The following is an 18,805-nucleotide window of genomic DNA, read 5'->3' on the forward strand; positions in this document are numbered from 1 at the left end:
CTGTCTGGGAATCCCCAAGGCAACGGACTTTAAAGCTTCTACTCACCTAATCTATATTTTCTATTACTTTCATATTCTTACCAACTGTGGAAATTTCACCAACACCCCATCTTTTTATTCCCAAGGTGCCTTTACGACTTCCTTCGCTTCAAACAGGTGCTTCATCCAGTCACCGGCAAGCTGAATCCAGCTCTCACATTCTGCCTGGATTCCATAGCCATTGGGGCATGCTGTTTCTGCAGTGGCAAGTCCCAGACCATGACTGCCCACTGGATAAATATGCAATTCTGCCGGAATATCCAGAGCGTGAAGTGCCTGGAAAAACAGCAGGGAGTTCTCTACCGGTACAGTATCATCCGGTGCTGTATGCCACAGGAAAGTCGACGGGGTATCCTTCGTAACATTATATTCCAGGGACAGGAATCTGCGTTTCTCTTCATCTGCATAATCCTCTCCCAGAACGCTTTCAAAAGAACCCTTATGTGCTTTCTCGCCAGAAGTGATTACCGGATAGCTGAGCATAAGCCCATTGGGGCGAAACTTTTCGGAGTCCATGCCCAAAGCTTCTGCAACAAAGGGCTTGTTCCAGAATACACCAAGGCTTGCCGCCAGATGTCCACCAGCAGAAGAACCCTGGACTACGATCTTCTCTGTATCAATATGCCATTTTTCTGCATTTTCACGGAGCATTGCAACTGCTGTAGCCAGCTGAAGAAGCGCCTCCGGGAAACGTGCCGGAGCAACGCTGTAGCGCAAAATCGCAGCATGATAGCCCATTGCCATAAATCTGACAGCAAGAGCTTCTGCCTCTCTGTCAGAAGTCATCTGATAGCCGCCGCCAGGACAGATCAGCACAACCGATCTCTTTCTCTCCGGCTCGATCTCCGGGGAATTATCCAGGAAATATGTAAATAAATTTGCTTTAAACTCAGAATCTTTCAATTGGATTTCTATTTTTTCGTGAATCATTTCGCGAGCCTCCTGTTGTATATATTTCGTTCATTTTATGATACTAGTGTCAAAAGGTCAAAAAGCTGTTCGTGCTTGCACGATAAGGCTTTTGAACTTGGGACACGCCAAATATGAGAAAGTAGCGATTTACGCAGTAAATCAGCGGATTTCGAATATTTGGAGGATTGCGGGAGCAGCGTAGCTGCGTAGCAATCCGGGTATCAAATGAGTGTCAAAAGACCTTTTGACACTCATATCATTTTATAATGTCAGGAATAACCAGCTTATCCCCTAAAGCATGTTTGGAAAAAAGCTTTCTGTAAGACGTGCGTCACAATTTTGGCGTGCAGTTTGCAATAATGCTTTTTCAAACAGGCTCTAATGCCATAATAATTTTCTTCCTATAAGAAATCAATACCTAAATAAAATTGACACCTGCTATTTCAAACACGCTCTAGTTCCCCATCTTCGTCCTGTCATACATCTCCCTAACTCCGTAGGCGTACAATTATTCATCAGCTTAAACATCCGAAGAAACGCCGACAGGCTGGAAAACCCCGATTTAAATGCCACCTCCGTCACACTCACTCCTGGATCCTGCAGCAACGTTTTTGCAAATTCAATTCTCTTCTGATTCAAATACTTATAAAAAGTAGAATCTGTATACTGCTTAAACAACCTGGAAAAATGATACTTACTGAATCCTGCCTGGGAAGCCACTCCCTCCAGGCTCAAATCTTCCGCAAAATGATTGTTAATATAATCTGTAACCAGGATAAACTTCTCCACATATTCCTTCTGCCTGCTGTTTGCTCCGTTTTCCTTCTGCTGTCCCGCTACAGTATGTGCATTTACACGCTGTCTTCCAACGCATGTAAGAATCTCAAGGAATTTCGAAATAATCATAGTTTCCAGATAGGGAGACTCACCGAAATATTCCTCTTTGATTTCCAGCATAAGCGTTTTTACTTTTTCATAAATCTGCGGATACCCCTCCGGTGTAATCAAAGTAGCCGGGGTTATAATCATAGTAAGCAAGTTCAGCTCCTTGGTAGAAATATTGTTCAGACACGGCTGAAAAATAATCCGCTCTCCGCTTTCCGGAGCAAAAAGCTCATGAAGCATACACGGACCGATAATCAGCACATCCCCCTCACGCAGATTGTATTCCTTTCCACCGCACAGTGCCTTATAGCCATTTACGATTGGCATAAGTACCTCGAAGGAGGTATGCCAGTGCGGTGGGTAATTCTCGTATTCATCATTATAATAGAGACAAACCTGCTCATCTTCCCGGAAATCTACTGTTTCATGTATTCCACTAAGCTTATGTATCATTTCCCCATGCTCCTTCCCTGTATATTCTTATTATAATGCTCCTGAGTTTCACCCTTTTACCAGAGCGTGTTTGAATTTTCCCAACATATATCATTTTCCGACGGTCAGTATCAAATATTGTCATTTAGTTCTCAAATATTGCGTTTTTCAATATGTTTGTATTGTATCAAATGTTGCTTTTTTTATCAATATATAGCCAAATTTATATTTTAAATCTAAATAAGTATCGTTTATCTTTGTCTATATTGCATAATTTTCTATGTTTTAAATTATATACTTTGACATGTACTTGTTTTTGTACAATTTTAGATAGCAATAATTGATAGTAAACAAACAAGAATTAGAAAGAAAACCCAGGCAATCTCTGCTATAGTAAGAATTACCAAATACGAGATCTAAATTTTTAAAAGGAGGTTCAATATGAACAAGAAACGAGCACTTTCAATATTAATGGCTGCAGCAATGGCAGCTGGAACACTGGTTACATCTGTACCGGTTTATGCTGATGATGTTGAAGAAATCACATGGATGTTCTGGGATGACCTGGAAGCTACGGAAGATCTTATTTCCAAGGGTTACAAAGAAGTCATTGATCGTTTCAACGAAGAGTACGATGGCAAATATCACGTAACTCCGATCACCACCAACCTGGAAGAGTACGATGGCAAGCTGAACGCACTGATCGCAGCCGGACAGACACCGGATGTTTACATCTGCAACCCTGGTCCAAACATGGACGTATATGTAAATGCAGGTGCAGCAGCTGACCTTACCGATATCCTTGAGAATCAGGAAGCTGACTGGTACGCATCCTTTACAGATGGTATTTTCGAAAGAATGACTTATGACGGAAAGATCATGGCAGTTCCTACCAACTTCGCAGCAGCCTGCGTTTACTATAACACCGAGATGTTCGCAGATGCTGGCGTAGAAGTTCCTACCACATACGACGAACTGATCGCTGCATGCCAGAAGCTTCAGGATGCCGGCTACACACCAATCTCCTGCTCCGCTGGTACCGCATGGTGCTTATCCATGATCGCCGGTTATCTGTGTGACCGTCAGGGCGTTGACCTTGCAGCTATCGCAGACCATACCGCTAACTGGACCGATGAGAACTGCATTGAAGCAGGCACTAAGTTAAAAGACCTTTCCCAGTATTTCCAGGCTACAGCAGCTGGAGATTCCAATGACCAGGCTACAGCAGCTTTCTATAACGGCGAAGCAGCTATGCTGGTTCAGGGTTCCTGGGCAATCGCACAGATCAACGGCAACAATCCAGACTTCGAGTCCAAATGTGGTGTCTTCCAGTTCCCTGGAATCGACGGTGCTAACGACCCGAACCGTATGATTGTTAAAACTGATAACCTTCTGATGAGCTCCACAACAGAGCATCAGGACGCAGCTATCGCTCTTATGAAGATGTTCACAGACGAAACAGCTCAGAAATACACAGCAGAAGTCGGCGGCAAGTTCCCAATCATCAAAGACCTTGATATCGACTATGACAAAGCTCCTGCACAGCTGAAATACGTTCAGGATATCATGGCAAAGGCAACTGGTACATTCGGATTCTACAATGAGTCCCTTGCATCTGTAGAAGCTGGTGACTGCTTCGATAACGCAATGGTTGATATCTTCCTTGGCAACCAGACACCTGAAGAAGCATTCCAGACCGTACAGACATTCTATGAGGAGAACGTTTGGGAATAAATCCTCCCTTATAAAAATAAGTTATAAACCCAGGCACATGGCTGCCGCGGAACGGACTAAGGCATGTTCCGCGGCAGTCTTTTTACTAAAAAGGTTATCGCCAGTCAGCGAGCCCACCAAAATCAATACGATACTCATGCAGACAACGGCTTATTCTTTGCTATCATTCGGTTTTCTTTAGTAGTAAAACCGCACACATTTGACGGAAGGAGATATTATGGATAAAATTCTGCGCGACAAAAAAGCCATTTTCGTATTTATCGCCCCGGCGCTGATCATGTTCCTTCTGGTCCTGATCATCCCGACGATACAAATGGTTTACTACTCACTCTGCGATTACGCAGCACTTACACCCCCTGAATTTGTGGGATTAAAAAACTATAAGAAACTGTTTTTCGGTGACGCCACATTCCGTATTGCCCTGAAAAACTCCATCTTTTTCATGATCTTTTCAGCAGTCACACAGCAGATCTTCGGTCTTTTACTTGCTGTTATGCTCACCAACATCCCGAAAGGCCGCAACATTTTCAAGAACATTTATTATCTTCCATGCGTACTTTCCTCAGCAGCACTTGGACTTCTCTGGTCTTTCCTTTTCAATCCGAGAATCGGTATCAACAATCTTCTTGCCAAATTCGGCATTGAAGGACCTCTGTGGCTGATGGACTCTACCGGATTTATTGTACTTCCCATGTGGGTTATCGCATTTGTTGCCCTGTGGCAGTACCTTGGTCAGAACATGATGCTTTATATGGCACAGATCACCGGAATTTCCCGTGACATTTATGAAGCTTCCTATATAGACGGTGCGTCAAAGGTAAAAGCATTCCGCTACATTACCCTTCCGCTGATCAAACCAATGATGATTACTTCCCTTTCCCTGAACTGTATCGGTTCCCTGAAATTCTTCGACCTGGTTTACAACATGACCCAGGGTGGTCCGAACCACAGAACAGAAGTCCTTGCAACTGAGCTTTACGCAGAAGGTTTCAACTATTTCAAATATGGCTACGCCAGCGCCATTTCCGTGGTGCTCCTGGTGCTCTGCCTGCTGGTAACTCTTCTGGTAAAGAAAGTCATCAAAGTCGAAACTTACGAGTCATAAGGAGGTGGGAAAATGAGCAACGTAAAAGTAAAAGCTACAAAAAAGCCGGTAAAACCGGTAATCGTAGTGGTTTATATCCTGCTGGTGATCCTGGCAGTTGTTTATCTGGCACCACTTCTGTGGATGTTATCCGTATCTTTGAAAGATAACGCTGGCGTTATGTCAGCACCATTTTCCCTGCCGGATGTGTTCCATTTCGAAAACTATCAGCAGGCCTGGCAGATGGGAAAACTTGGTACTGCGCTGGTAAACTCTGTTCTGGTCTGCGGTGTCACGCTGATCATCAGCCTGTTCTTCGGCGCTATGGCCGCTTTCGCCATCGCCAGAATGCGCTGGAAATTATCAGAATTTATGCACACCTTCTTCCTCATCGGAATGATGGTTCCAGTACATTGTGTTCTGATTCCTCTTTTTGTAAGATTTGCAAAGCTTGGCCTTACCAACTCACAGGGCGGACTGATGATTCCTTACATCACTTTTTCCCTGCCAATGACCATTTTCCTGCTTACCGGATTTTTCCGCTCCATGCCCGGGGAAATGTTTGAGGCGGCTGCCATTGACGGCTGCGGAATCTATGGCTGCTTTTTCCGGATCGCACTGCCACTTTGCAGAACCGGTTTCTTCGTATCCGGACTGATGACCTTCATCAACAACTGGAACGAGCTGCTTCTCGCCATGGTATTTATTTCCGATCCTATGAAAAAGACACTGCCGGTTACACTAACCTATTTCGTTGGGCCTTACGCAACCAACTATGTGCAGATGTTTGCTGCGATCATTATCGCAATCGCACCTACAGTCGTTGTTTACTCCCTGTTCAGTAACCAGATCGTAGAAGGTCTTACCACAGGTGCAGTCAAGGGATGATACATAACATTGAAACCTTTTCATTTACTAAACTTTGTGACCTGTATTTGTGCAGGTCACAGAGTTTATATACCCCGATTTAACATTGTGTTTTATAGTCACCATGAATTTATGACAACAACAGGAGAAACATTATGAACAGAGAAGAGGCTAGAAAAAAAGCGACCGAACTGGTCAATCAGATGACTTTGGAGGAAAAAGCAAGCCAGCTGCGTTATGACGCTCCGGCGATCAAGCGACTGGGCATCCCGGCTTACAACTGGTGGAACGAAGCTCTCCACGGAGTCGCACGCGCCGGCCAGGCAACTGTTTTCCCACAGGCAATCGGCCTTGGAGCTACTTTTGACACAGAGCTTCTAGAGGAAATCGCAGATGTGACTGCCACTGAAGGCCGCGCCAAATACAATGCTTATTCCCAGGAAGAGGACCGTGATATTTACAAAGGGCTTACTTTCTGGTCCCCAAACGTAAATATTTTTCGCGATCCCAGATGGGGACGAGGACATGAAACCTATGGTGAAGATCCTTATCTTACCAAAGAGCTGGGTGTTTCCTTTGTAAAAGGACTCCAGGGTGATGGAGAAGTTATAAAAGCCGCTGCCTGCGCGAAACACTTTGCAGTCCACTCAGGACCGGAAGCGATCCGCCATGAATTTGACGCCATTGCTACCCCGAAGGATATGGAAGGAACCTACCTGCCGGCTTTTGAAGCCTTGGCAAAAGAAGCAGACGTGGAAGGCTTCATGGGTGCTTACAACCGCACTAACGGCGAACCTTGCTGCGGAAGTCCTACTCTTCAGAAAAAGCTGCGCGGTGACTGGAGCTTCCAGGGATATTTCGTTTCCGACTGCTGGGCGATCAAAGACTTCCATGAGCACCACATGGTAACCAGCACACCCGCTGAATCGGCTGCTCTTGCCTTAAACAACGGCTGCGATCTGAACTGTGGAAACACTTATCTTCATATTTTGAAAGCTTATGAAAAAGGGCTGATTTCAGAAGAAACTATCACAGAATCTGCGATCCGTCTTTTCACAACCAGATATATGCTGGGATTATTTGAAGAAACAGAATATGACAAGATTCCATATTCAGAGGTAGAATCCCCGGAGCATCTGGCACTTTCCAGAAAAGCCGCCGAAGAAAGCTTCGTGCTTCTGAAAAACAACGGAATCCTGCCATTACAGAAAGAGAAGATCAAAACCATTGGAATCGTGGGACCAAATGCAGACAGCCGCGCGGCACTGGTAGGAAACTATCACGGTACCGCATCCCGTTATTGTACCATTCAGGAAGGCATTCAGGATTATCTTAGCGCTGCCGGAAGCGATGTCCGGGTGCTTGCTTCCGTGGGCTGTGATCTTTTCCGCGACCGTACTGAGCATCTGGCACTTACCCAGGACCGACTGGCCGAGGCCAAGATTGTTGCCGCAAACAGTGATGTGGTAATCCTCTGTGTAGGACTTGATGAAACGCTGGAGGGTGAAGAAGGAGATACCGGAAACAGCTATGCTTCCGGTGACAAAGAGACCTTGCAGCTTCCACAGGTTCAGCTGGATCTGATGGAAGCCATGGCTGAATCCGGCAAACCGGTTGTTCTTTGCTTGATGGCAGGAAGTGACATTGATCTTTCTTATGCAGAAGAACATTTTGATGCAGTGATGGTTCTGTGGTACCCAGGTGCTGAAGGTGGAAAAGCCGCCGCAAGAGTACTGTTCGGAGATGTCTCCCCATCCGGCAAATTACCAGTGACCTTCTACAATACCCTGGAAGAGCTTCCGGATTTTACAGATTATGCCATGAAGGGACGTACTTACCGCTATATGGAGAATAAGGCGCAGTTCCCATTTGGATATGGATTGACTTATGGGAAGGTAGTAGTGACAGATGCAGTTGTCAGTGAAAACAGCGCAGCCGACACAAATGGTACAAGTGTTTCCGGCAAGGCAGGTTTCGAAAGCGGCACTAATACCACAGCAGCACCAGTTACAATCCAGGCCACTGTCACCAACCAGGGCGCAATTGATACCCGGGATGTGGTTCAGGTTTACATAAAGAATGCAGATTCTTCTCTGGCCGTTCCAAACCCGGAGCTTGCTGCTTTCACTCCTGTTTTCCTGAAAGCAGGCGAAACAAAAACCGTCACACTTTCCATTGCTCCAAAGGCCTTCACCGTAGTAGATGAAACTGGAGCAAGAACAGAGGACGGCAGCCACTTCCATATTTACGTTGGCTGTACACAGCCGGACAAGAGAAGTATGGAACTTGCAGGTGTGAAACCAGTGGAAATTGAATATAGTAAATAATCTTTATAAGGCGAACTACTATCTTAGTTGTTCGTCTTATATTTTTCCTCCTTTAAAAGCATCGAATATTAAGTAACCGCCATTCATACCTATCTCAAGGTACAAACAGCGGTCACGCAATTCATCTCAGTTTTCACTCAATATTTTCCTGTCCATAATAAGCATTTGCACCATGTTTTCTATAGTAATGCTTATCCTGAAGCTCCTGCGGAGCAGGTTTCACATTCGGATTGATCAGCTCGCAGCGGGAAGCCATCTTGGCAACCTCTTCCAGAACTACTGCATTATGCACTGCCTCGTGCGCATCCTTGCCCCATGTGAAAGGACCATGATTCTTGCAAAGAACAGCCGGAACAGCCTCATAATCTCTCTTCTTGAAATAGTCGGCAATGAGAATACCAGTATTCTTCTCATAAGCTTCCGCAATCTCACTCTTATCCAGATTACGGACGCATGGAACCTCACCGTAAATATAATCAGCATGAGTGGTTCCATAGCATGGAATTGCGCGGCCGGCCTGTGCCCAGCTGGTAGCCCAGGAGGAATGAGTATGTACGATTCCACCGATCTTCGGGAAAGCATTGTACAGAACTACATGGGTCGGAGTATCAGATGATGGGTTATATTTACCTTCTACTTTATTACCTTCCAGGTCTACAACTACCATATCTTCCGGTGTCAGTTTCTCATATTCCACACCACTTGGCTTGATTACGAAAAGACCTTTTTCACGATCAATTCCACTTACATTTCCCCAGGTAAAAGTAACCAGGCCGTATTTCGGCAGGTCCATATTTGCTTTGTAAACTTCTTCTTTTAATTTTTCAAGCATAGCTGTATCCTCCTTTTTACACACGCAAATACGCATTTTATTCTTCAGATGTCTAGTTACATCTCACAAAAAGCTTCCGGTATCTTTCCATTCCCCTTGTCCATCAGAGCTCCTGCATTCTTTACCGCAGACATCATATTAAACATAATATAGCACTTGTGCGGATGTATTTCTACTTGTATCTTATATTTTTTGTATCTGTTTCTATTGTTGTTACTGTTCACTAAAGCATGTTTGAAAAAGGCTTTCTGCAAAATGTTCATCACAATTTGCAAGAGATTGCAGGAATAATTTTTCAAACAGGCTTTGGCAGCATTTCACAAGGTGTTTATAACTATGAAGATCCCGGACGGCAGCTGTGAGAGCGCCACAGGCGCAAAATAGCTGAGCTTCCGCCCTGCCTACTCATACAACGGAATCTCATAGCCCCAGGATTTCCTGATTCCATCCATGATCTCCATCACACGCACAGTCTCATCATGAGGCATTTCCGGGCATTCCTTTTCGCCCTGTGCGATTGCTCTGGCGCAGGCCTCAACCTCATACTCATAGCCTGTAATCTGTGCCGGCGGCAAATAAGCTGCAACCTCCTTATGCTCCTTGTCAAACACTGTGATTTTCTCCGGATTATTAATATTCTGCACCTGAATATAACCTTTGGTTCCAAAAATACTTCCCATTCTGTCAGAAATTTCACGGGCACCACACTGCAAGGTAGCCATACGGTCGCCTTCAAATACCATAGCAATCGTATCCAGCATATCCACACCTTCACGGAAAATAGCAGTTGCCTGTACATTCTTCAACTTATCCCCAAGAACCATGCTTGCGAAATTAATGGTATAAACACCAACATCCAGAAGCGCACCGCCTGCCAGCTCCGGCTTACGGATACGTTCCACCTCACTGATGGCATAGTTCAGATTGGCAGTAACAGCTGTCACTTCACCGATCACACCGCTTGAAATAATATCATCAATCATCTTTCTGGATGGCATATATCTGGTCCAGATTGCCTCTGTGATCAGCAGGTTTTTCTCTTTCGCCAAGCAAAAAGCTTTCTTGCCTGGTCTGCATTTACAGTAAACGCCTTTTCACAAAGCACATTTTTTTCAGCCTCCAGGCACATCTTTGCATGAAGATAATGATGGGAATGAGGGGTTGCAATGTAAACCAGATCCACCTGTGGATCTGCAAGCATTTCCTCATAAGAGCCATAAGCCTTGGAAAAACCATATTTCTCGGCAAAGGCCTGCGCCCGTTCAAAGCTTCTGGCTGCCACTGCGTAATTCTCCACATCCTTCATTCCAGCTACCGTTTTCGCCATCTGAACTGCAATTCCTCCAGCTCCAAGTATTCCAATTTTCATTTATGTAAACCGCCTTTCTAATAAAATCTCCTGCTTCGCTGTTCTCAGCTGACTTTCCCGTATGGAGATGTCGCTAAAGCGATACGGTTATTTCGCTCACATGATATTCATATAGTCTTATCTCATGCAGACATAAACTCTACAATCGCATAAGGTTCGCCATTTTCCGCGGAAAGCGCAACCGTAACCTTTCCCGCTTCCAGCTTCACTGCCGGATAAAAAACGTCTCCAAGCAGTGCCTGCTTCTTATATTCTGCCCTCATCTGGCGGATTTCAAAGCCTTCTGGCAGATAGTCTGCCCCCATGCGGATATACTGGCAATTATTAACATGGTGATGGGTGTCCAGATGATGTTTCTGTATTGCAAAAGGCTCCTGGGCTTCCATCCCTTCCGGAAGGGCAATCTTACGGGGCGCATAATCCATCTCCAGCTTTTCATCCAGTTCGTATCCTCTGGTGTCTTCGTCTGTAAGTCTGGCCGGCAGACCGGTCTCTGTATCAATATTGGTCCAGATACTGTTTGCATAGGATAAAAGCTCTCCATCTTCTGTTTTCAGAGTGAAGTTACGCATTCCAAGAAAGCCTTTGAAGCCATATGGCGCCGTTGATGCCACAACCGTCTCTCCCAATCCCGGATATCGGTTCACCACAATCTGCCAGGATGACAATACCCAGGCTCTCTGGCGTTCCTCCAGCGCCTCCATTCCCTGCCCTATATTCTCAGATTGAAAGGTGCAGCAATCCTGATAATAATTCTGAATTCCAGGAAGAGTCAGGCAACCATCTTCGCCTATTTCACTGTATCTGACACGGCCTTTAAAACTGTAACTCATGTTATGTCAATCTCCATTCTAGAGCCTGTTTAAAAAATCATTCCCGCAATCTGCACGCCCCACTTTGTGGGAGATTTTGCAGAAAGCCTTTTTCAAACACGCTCTATTTTCTTGTCCGCAAATTTTACTTCATTATATAACAAATCCAGCAATAAAGATATGAAAATGTAGATTTTTTTTGTGAAAATCCCCTTGATTCTGCACCCTTTACCATGTACAATAAAGGTATAAATAAAAACAGCAAACGCTTATATATGTCCATAATCTGGTTGGACGTTTCTACCAACTACCCTAATAGTTGTCTATAAGCTGCATGCGAAGAGGTATGTAGGTATGGCATTTTCCGGGTGGTTTTTTTATTGCTGAATCAGCCCGAAATCACATTTTGCATGTTTCCGGCAGTACGTTCTCAGCCGCAAACTATCCCGGAGTTTTACTTTGCCTCGCCTCTGGCAGAAAGGATGGTCTGATATGAAAAAAGATTTGTTTGCTTTGAAAGGTACAATTTGTTACAGCAAGAATCAGAAAAAACTTGTTTTTCATGAAAACTCTTATGTAGTCTGTGAAAACAGTCTCTGTGCTGGTATTTTTTCCCAGCTTCCGGCAGAATATAAGGACATTCCGGTAGAAGACATGGGTGATCGACTGATCATCCCAGGATTCACTGACCTTCATCTGCACGCTCCCCAGTACGCTTACCGCGGAACCGGCATGGATCTGGAGCTGCTGGACTGGCTGAACACCATCACTTTCCCACAGGAAGCCAAGTACGCTGACCTGTCCTATGCGAAAAAGGCTTACTCCATTTTCGTGGATGACTTAAAGCACAGCTTCACCACCAGAGCCTGCATTTTCGCCACCTTACACCGTCCGGCAACGGAGCTTCTCATGGACATGCTGGAGGAAAGCGGCCTGACAACTATGGTTGGAAAAGTAAATATGGATCGCAATGGAGCACCGGAACTTCAGGAGAAAAGTGCACAGGCTTCTGCACAGGATACACGCCAGTGGCTGGAAGAAATCAAGGGACGTTACGACCACACCTACCCGATCCTTACCCCACGTTTTACCCCATCCTGTACGGATGAGCTGATGACCGAGCTGGGAAAAATCCAGCGGGAATACCACATTCCAATTCAGTCTCATCTGTCTGAAAATTTCGGGGAAATTGCATGGGTAAAGGAGCTTTGTCCCACAAGCAGATTTTATGGGGATGCGTATGATATGTTTGGATTGTTTGGAACGAAACCTGCAGCAAATGAAGAAGTCTCCAATCCTGCTTCTGCAAGCAGCAATACATGCCCTACTATCATGGCCCACTGTGTTCATTCCACAGATGAGGAAATCCAGATGATCAAAGACCAGGGTGTTTACATCGCCCATTGCCCGGAATCCAACACCGACATTGCTTCCGGAATCGCTCCCATCCGCCGTTATCTTGACATGGGACTTCACGTAGGTCTTGGAACTGATGTTGCCGGTGGATTTTCCCTTTCCATGTTCCGCGCAATTGCCGATGCCATCCAGGTTTCCAAGCTCCGCTGGCGCCTGATGGACCAGACCCAGGCCCCGGTTACTCTGGAAGAAGCCTTCTACATGGCTACGATCGGTAGTGGTTCCTTCTTCGGAAAAGTCGGCAGCTTCGAAAAAGGCTATGAATTCGACGCCATGATTCTGGACGACAGCAATATCCGTCATCCCCAGGAAATCTCCATCCGTGACAGACTGGAAAGGCTTGTTTATCTGTCCGACGACCGCAATTTGGTTGGGAAATATGTACAGGGACGGAAAGTAATTTAAATTTCAGATTTTCAAAATTACGCTTTGATATTTTCTTAAATAATGGTAATCTAGAGCGTATTTGAAAAAGGCTTTCTGCAAGATGTGCGTCACAATTTGTGGGAAATTTCGCTCGGATGAGGGCGCCGTAGCGGGCTACGGCAACCGAATTCTGGTGAAATCTCCCGCAAAGTGGGGCGTACAGATTGCGGGAATAATTTTTCAAACACGCTCTAGTCAATATGGCGGTTACTTAATATTCGCTGTCCCCAGATACTCCCGTATCCGCGCCTCATTCATATTCTCCCCGATCACGATCACGACTTCCTGGCCTGTGGAAATGGGCTTCAGGGAAAATTCTTTGCGGGTGGCGTTTAGTTCCAGCCAGATATTATCAGTGGATACTTTCTGAGCGGAGCCCGAATTCATTTTTTCGTTTTCGGTTACCGCGGCAGCATTTTCTTCTAATTTCACAAAGCCCTTAATTCGGAAAACATCCCCACATTCCGGATCATCCAGAATCTGATGCGCTGCTTTCTCCAACTGTGTCTCGGAAATCTTCAGCTCCATAAAATACAATGACTGGAACCCTTCTTTCTCATCAAAACACTGTTTCTCGAAATCTTCCATCACATACCCGCTGTTGAAAATCCTCTGAAAATCCTCATCTGTAAACTTTTCCCAATTCTTATTCAGTATCTCATTTTCCGTAAAACGTCGTTTGCATTTCGCGCTTTCCAGTGCGCGATTCAGATGTTTCACAGTTCCACTAATCTCTTCCTCAGATGCCTCCTGGCTCTTGCTCAGAACAATACAACCTGCATCAGCCGCCTCTGAAGCCAGAATATACTCTGCCTGTAGCTGCAGCTTCTCCTCCAGTCTGGCATCCAGAATGGTAATCACATTTCCAATCTGATACCACTTATCCAACGGCTCTTCATAAAGGGCATCGAAAAACTCATCCACATCAAAAATCCCGGAAGGCTCAATGAGAACTCTGTCATATCCGCACATTCCCATTGCGATCAGCTTGGTCTTGAAACGTCTTCTGTGGCAGTCCGCATCACATCCACCTGAAACCATTTCCAGCTCGCAGTTCTCACCTTCCAGATCATGAAGCAGCATCATGTCCACATTCACTGCACCAAAATCATTCTCCAGAATTCCAATATTCTGCCCCTGACTCATCAGCCATGCAGCATATTTCTTTATGAAAGTCGTTTTTCCTGAGCCAAGAAAGCCTGTAATTAAATCAACTTTAACCATTTTTTAATCTTCAACCTCACTTTTCAATATAAAGCTGGCCTGGAACCTGTTGCCGACCGCTTCGAAGTGACTGGCTCCGCCATGTTTTTCGCAAAGTTTTTTCATGGAAAGAATGCCGATTCCTTCCTGTTTGTTTTGCCGTTTTTTTGAGTAAATTTTCCCATTTTCCTGGAATAATATTCCATCAAAAGAATTGTCTACCGTAATCAGAAGCATGTCGTGTTTCTTCTCCGTAGCAACTTCAATAAAGCGTTTTCCCTCATACTGACCGGCGGCAGTCACCGCATTATCCAGGGCATTGCCCAGAATTGTACAAAAATCAGTATCCGGAATAGCAATATCTTTCAGATAGCAGCATACGGAAAACTCGATATTTTTCGCCCTGGCAATACAGCCGTAATGATAAAGGACGCCGTCTGCCGCAGCGTTTCCTGTATATGGAATTGTTACTTTTCCCATCTCTTCCAGTTCCAGATCATCACAATATCCCCGCAAGCCCTCCATATCATTTTTATCAAGAAAACCTTTAATAGCTGCTACCTGATGACGAAAATTATGGCGTGCTTCACGTTCTGCCAGAACCTGCTCCGTGAGCGCATGATAGTAGCCTTTCTGCTGATCGATCTGCCGGTTCAGTTCTTTTTCATTCAGAAAATGCTGCTGATCATAAGACACCGCAAAGCAAATCAGCAATGTGGCGACGCCGATCAGACATTTACTCAACATTTGGGGAAAAGTGGTAGTGTAGACATCCACTCCTTCTGAAAAAATACTGGAAAAAAACATGGCAATAGGAATGAACCATAAGGTCTCCCAATAATTTTGGCATTCAATTTCAAGGAATGGTGTTACTGTATAACGGAGCAGGCTGCTAAGCAGCGGATATAGAAGCGCATACACTACAATTGCAATTGCGCTGGTTTCTGCAATTCCAATCGCATTTCCCTGCATTCCCAAAAGTGAACTGACATAAGCTCCGATTGACAGTGCGATCATGACAATATCTGCCACAATTCCAAATACAAACAAATGCACCTTGGTGTATCCAGGGACAAGCCAGATATTTACAGCAGCCATTACAATACAGAAAGCAATCAGATTTATCTTATAAAACGGCACGTCAATTTCCCGGTAATTTCCCACCCACATGCAGATTCCGAAGTCCACAGCCAGACCAATTGCATAGATTACAGTCAGTCTGATCCTGTCTTTATCTGAGATTTTTTCGTGAAACGGAACAATTCGCAGGATCAGAGTGGGGACATGAGCCAGGATACAGAGAAAACTTACAATTGCGATTATAATTGTATTTTCCATATATTTTTACCTCGTTTTAAAGTCCCCCGAGAGGCGGTCTGCCTCTCCGTTTTTCTTTTCCAGCCTCTTTAATTCCGGCAATATAGTCAGCAGCATTGTAACGAAACAAAGGCTTCCGCCAATTACATTAGATACCGGCTCTGCCAGGAATACCCCGTGAGTTCCCATTTTAAACACGTAGGGAAGCAGGTATGTCAACGGAACTACAATAAAAACTTTTCTCAAAAGCGAGAAGAAAATAGCCTGTTTTTTCTTATTTAAAGACTTGAAAACAGTCTGTCCAATGTATTGCAGATCCATAAAAATAAAGGCTGCAAAGTAGGTTTTCAGTGCCGGAACTGCATCCTTTATCAAGAGCTTATCGGAGCTGAAAATGGCAATCAGATAATCCGGAACAAAGATAATCACGTTCCACATTACTGCTGTATAAACCAGAACCATTACTGCCAGAGTGACCATTGCCTTGCGGACAAGCTTCGGTCTTTTTGCCCCATAATTATAGCTCAGGATAGGTGATGTTCCTTCATTTATAGCATAAATCGGCGTCTCTACCATCTGACGGACACTGGATACGATAGTCATAACAGATATGTAAACATCCCCTCCGGTAACCCCCAGAACATTGTTGCAGCAGATGGTTACCAGGCTGTTTGTCAGCTGCATAATGAAGCCTGCAGTACCAAGACTGACAATGTTTTTTGCATTCTCTTTGCAGCTTTTCAGCTCTGTTTTTTTCAAAAGCCGAGCTTTCATTTCCGCTCTTTTTTCAAGAAAAAGTAGTACATAAGCAGCTGATAGGAACTGGGAAAGAACAGTCGCAATGGCAGCTCCTTTGATTCCGAAACCAAGCACAAAAATGAATAATGGATCCAGGATCAGATTGGCGACTGCACCAATTGCTACAGAAAGCATGCCAGTTGTCGCGTATCCCTGTGCATTGATAAATGGGTTCATTCCTGTGGCGATCATGGATGGAACCGTTCCGATCAGGTAGATCATCATGTAGGGATATGCATAAACCAAAGCATCCTCAGATGCTCCAAAAAGTACCAGCAGAGGTCTTGCCAAAAGCATACCAGCTATCATCAGAATGATCCCGCTTCCGCACACCATAGTAAAGGAAGTGTTCATCACCTCCTGCGCTTTCTGGTTGTCTTTCTTGCCCCTGTTTATGGAAAAACAGGCGCGCCACCACTGCCGAACAGATTGGCGAAGGCAGTGATAATCACGATTAGCGGGAAACATAAGCCGACTGCGCCAAGCGCCGTAGTTCCCACTTCAGGGATTCTGGCTATATAGATTCTGTCTACAATATTATATAAAAGACTGAGTATCTGCGCCACCAGCATGGGGATTGCAGCGCTGAAAATGTTTCTGGTTACCGTGCCATTTTCAAAATCAATTCGTTTCATTTTGTTTCACAACTTTCTTTTTAATTCATATTTTTATAATACTCTTGTTCTGTCAGTACAAATTGTTCCATTTCTTATGGAAATCTGGTAATCTTCGACATTCAGACAGTCCCCATTTTAGAAGGTTGTTTTTATGCAGAATGGGTTACTGCTGCGTAGGGCATCCTGGCCGGAAAGTGTCTTCTAACTCCAGTTTTCCGGTGCCTTTAAGTGTAAAAACTCCTGTCTCATGATATAATTTCTCCTGAAATTGTTTGAACTTTATAGGTTTATTTTGCACATTACGTGGAAAAATGTCAAGAGAAAAGGGACTATAACAGATGAATGTCACTTCATACGCAGCACGCATCTATTACAGTCCCTTATATATTCTCTTGTTACATTAATTTGATCCGCCTATTGCTTTTTCGATGTTTGAAGATCCAGCTTCTACAACTTCCATACCCGATTTATCCCCTTTAAAGCCACTATAAATACGTGAGTAAAACTGCTCCTTTGCAAACCCGACTTCTATAACAATCCAATCCCAGCCTTTCTCCTTATCGTTTCTGCTTTTAATTTTCAGAGTATCACAATTTAAACCGGCCTCCTTTAATACGGCTTCAACACCAGTATTATACGACTTCCAATTATTGCTTTTTACACCGTTTACTGTAACTCCGGAATTTGCTCCACAATAGATACTTTTTTCATTTAACATATCTGAAGTATATGCGTCTGGCAGTTCACTTGTGCTACGACATATCACAACCCAGACACCACAGCCTGAATTTTCTTGTCCTACAGCTTTCTTTGGAATATCCATTCGTCCTTCATTATATGCATTCGTCAATGCCGACTTAATAATTCGCGCATTTTGCATATCCACTGCCCTGCGTGCTTTTTCCAGCTGTCCATTAAAAATCGGGATGAAACAGCAACCAATACCGCAATAATTGCAACTACAATCAATAGTTCCGCTAGTGTAAAACCTTTTTTACTTCGGTATTTCATACAAAATCCCTCCCATAACACAAACAAATATTACATCTTCTTTATTACAATCTTTTTGCTTATGCCTCGTTTTACAAAAACCGTTTTGTAGCTCTTTGCCTTTTTCCTGGGGACGTAGACTTTCATCCTGGATGGAGTGCCTTTGAAGGCATTGGAGCCTACGTATTTGGCTTTCAGGCGGGAGGTGTAGATTCTCATTTCGTTTAACTTTTTGCAGCCATAAAAGCTTTGTTTTCCGATCGCTTTTACTGAGCCGCCAATTTGTACGTAAGAGAGTTTCGTGCACTTATAAAAGGCATAGCTCTTAATCTGGATTACATTGTTTCCTATAATAGCCTTTTTCAGGTATTTATTGCTCTTGAATGCTTTGGAGGCTATTGAGGTTACTTTGTAATTCGCGCCCTTTAGGTTTACGCTGTCTGGAATTGTGACAGTGCTTATTTTTTTCTTTATCGGTTTTATGTACTCTACCGTGTCGGTGGCGGTAATTTTATAATATCCGTTTGTCGCTGGATGTTTCACTGTTGTGCCCACTTTATATCCAGTCGGCGCAGGTGTGTTTGTCGGCGTTGCTGTTGGCACCGGCGTGTTCGTCGGCGTTGCCGTTGGTATTGGCGTGTTTGTCGGTACTGGCGTGTTCGTCGGCGTTGCCGTTGGTATTGGTGTGTTTGTCGGTACTGGCGTGTTCGTCGGCGTTGCCCGTTGGCACCGGCGTAATTCCGTC

At 44.5% G+C, this 18,805-nt stretch carries 19 protein-coding genes, 1 pseudogene and 1 riboswitch; of the genes and pseudogenes, 6 read left to right on the forward strand and 14 right to left on the reverse strand.

The window, feature by feature from the left end:
• Positions 1-114 precede the first annotated feature (114 nt).
• On the reverse strand, positions 115-969 hold the full coding sequence (locus tag DW904_RS18735; protein ID WP_118583547.1) for an alpha/beta hydrolase: 855 nt from the start codon (positions 967-969) through the stop codon (positions 115-117).
• A gap of 420 nt (positions 970-1,389) precedes the next feature.
• Positions 1,390-2,289, reverse strand: a complete 900-nt coding sequence (locus DW904_RS18740; protein ID WP_118583548.1) for an AraC family transcriptional regulator — start codon at positions 2,287-2,289, stop codon at positions 1,390-1,392.
• A 420-nt stretch (positions 2,290-2,709) separates the two neighbouring features.
• Between DW904_RS18740 and DW904_RS18745 the strand changes: the two genes are divergently transcribed.
• From DW904_RS18745 to DW904_RS18760, 4 genes are all read left to right on the forward strand, one after another.
• On the forward strand, positions 2,710-4,002 hold the full coding sequence (locus DW904_RS18745) for an extracellular solute-binding protein (RefSeq protein WP_118583550.1): 1,293 nt from the start codon (positions 2,710-2,712) through the stop codon (positions 4,000-4,002).
• A gap of 217 nt (positions 4,003-4,219) precedes the next feature.
• On the forward strand, positions 4,220-5,107 hold the full coding sequence (locus tag DW904_RS18750; RefSeq protein ID WP_118583552.1) for a sugar ABC transporter permease: 888 nt from the start codon (positions 4,220-4,222) through the stop codon (positions 5,105-5,107).
• 12 nt (positions 5,108-5,119) lie between these two features.
• Positions 5,120-5,974 carry a carbohydrate ABC transporter permease gene (locus tag DW904_RS18755; protein ID WP_118583554.1) on the forward strand — a complete coding sequence of 285 codons (855 nt, stop codon included), beginning with the start codon at positions 5,120-5,122 and terminating at the stop codon, positions 5,972-5,974.
• Between the two features lie 134 nt (positions 5,975-6,108).
• Positions 6,109-8,280, forward strand: a complete 2,172-nt coding sequence (locus tag DW904_RS18760) for a glycoside hydrolase family 3 C-terminal domain-containing protein (RefSeq protein WP_118583556.1) — start codon at positions 6,109-6,111, stop codon at positions 8,278-8,280.
• A gap of 133 nt (positions 8,281-8,413) precedes the next feature.
• On the opposite strand, the gene DW904_RS18765 is transcribed toward DW904_RS18760, so the two are convergent.
• The 4 genes from DW904_RS18765 to DW904_RS18780 form a co-directional block, all read right to left on the reverse strand.
• Positions 8,414-9,112: an L-ribulose-5-phosphate 4-epimerase gene (locus DW904_RS18765; RefSeq protein ID WP_118583558.1), complete on the reverse strand. Its 699-nt coding sequence runs from the start codon at positions 9,110-9,112 to the stop codon at positions 8,414-8,416.
• Between the two features lie 401 nt (positions 9,113-9,513).
• A complete protein-coding gene (locus DW904_RS18775) occupies positions 9,514-10,161 on the reverse strand; it encodes a Gfo/Idh/MocA family oxidoreductase (protein ID WP_347562208.1) in 648 nt (215 codons plus the stop codon).
• Complete coding sequence (locus DW904_RS25975) at positions 10,137-10,481, reverse strand: Gfo/Idh/MocA family oxidoreductase (protein WP_347562209.1); 345 nt, start codon at positions 10,479-10,481, stop codon at positions 10,137-10,139. Before DW904_RS25975 ends, DW904_RS18775 begins: the two co-directional genes overlap by 25 nt.
• 122 nt (positions 10,482-10,603) lie before the next feature.
• Positions 10,604-11,314, reverse strand: a complete 711-nt coding sequence (locus DW904_RS18780) for an acyl-ACP thioesterase domain-containing protein (RefSeq protein WP_118583562.1) — start codon at positions 11,312-11,314, stop codon at positions 10,604-10,606.
• Positions 11,315-11,542: 228 nt separating this feature from the next.
• Positions 11,543-11,639: riboswitch (purine riboswitch) on the forward strand.
• Between the two features lie 146 nt (positions 11,640-11,785).
• On the opposite strand from DW904_RS18780, the gene DW904_RS18785 reads away from it, so the two are divergent.
• Together DW904_RS18785 and DW904_RS25980 are read left to right on the forward strand one after the other, a co-directional pair.
• A complete protein-coding gene (locus tag DW904_RS18785; RefSeq protein WP_118583564.1) occupies positions 11,786-13,114 on the forward strand; it encodes an amidohydrolase family protein in 1,329 nt (442 codons plus the stop codon).
• Between the two features lie 82 nt (positions 13,115-13,196).
• A pseudogene (locus DW904_RS25980) lies at positions 13,197-13,277 on the forward strand (DUF6783 domain-containing protein); the annotation flags it as partial.
• A 65-nt stretch (positions 13,278-13,342) separates the two neighbouring features.
• Here the strand turns inward: DW904_RS25980 and DW904_RS18790 are convergent.
• From DW904_RS18790 to DW904_RS23075, 8 genes are all read right to left on the reverse strand, one after another.
• Complete coding sequence (locus DW904_RS18790) at positions 13,343-14,359, reverse strand: GTP-binding protein (protein ID WP_118583566.1); 1,017 nt, start codon at positions 14,357-14,359, stop codon at positions 13,343-13,345.
• 3 nt (positions 14,360-14,362) lie between these two features.
• Complete coding sequence (locus DW904_RS18795; RefSeq protein ID WP_118583568.1) at positions 14,363-15,676, reverse strand: ATP-binding protein; 1,314 nt, start codon at positions 15,674-15,676, stop codon at positions 14,363-14,365.
• Between the two features lie 6 nt (positions 15,677-15,682).
• Complete coding sequence (locus DW904_RS18800; RefSeq protein WP_347562210.1) at positions 15,683-16,807, reverse strand: MATE family efflux transporter; 1,125 nt, start codon at positions 16,805-16,807, stop codon at positions 15,683-15,685.
• 38 nt (positions 16,808-16,845) lie between these two features.
• A complete protein-coding gene (locus DW904_RS25985) occupies positions 16,846-17,088 on the reverse strand; it encodes a hypothetical protein (protein WP_347562211.1) in 243 nt (80 codons plus the stop codon).
• Positions 17,089-17,470: 382 nt separating this feature from the next.
• On the reverse strand, positions 17,471-17,893 hold the full coding sequence (locus DW904_RS18810) for a hypothetical protein (protein WP_207664930.1): 423 nt from the start codon (positions 17,891-17,893) through the stop codon (positions 17,471-17,473).
• A 23-nt stretch (positions 17,894-17,916) separates the two neighbouring features.
• Entirely contained in the window at positions 17,917-18,081 is a 165-nt protein-coding gene (locus tag DW904_RS23285; RefSeq protein WP_207664931.1) for a prepilin-type N-terminal cleavage/methylation domain-containing protein, read from the reverse strand.
• 30 nt (positions 18,082-18,111) lie between these two features.
• Positions 18,112-18,603: a leucine-rich repeat domain-containing protein gene (locus tag DW904_RS18815; protein ID WP_202187774.1), complete on the reverse strand. Its 492-nt coding sequence runs from the start codon at positions 18,601-18,603 to the stop codon at positions 18,112-18,114.
• Between the two features lie 13 nt (positions 18,604-18,616).
• Positions 18,617-18,805 (reverse strand): hypothetical protein (locus DW904_RS23075; protein WP_207664932.1); only part of this gene is annotated, 189 nt, incomplete at its 5' end.

The organism is Ruminococcus sp. AM42-11 (assembly GCF_003480145.1).
Taxonomy (GTDB): Bacteria; Bacillota; Clostridia; order Lachnospirales; family Lachnospiraceae; genus Blautia_A; species Blautia_A faecis.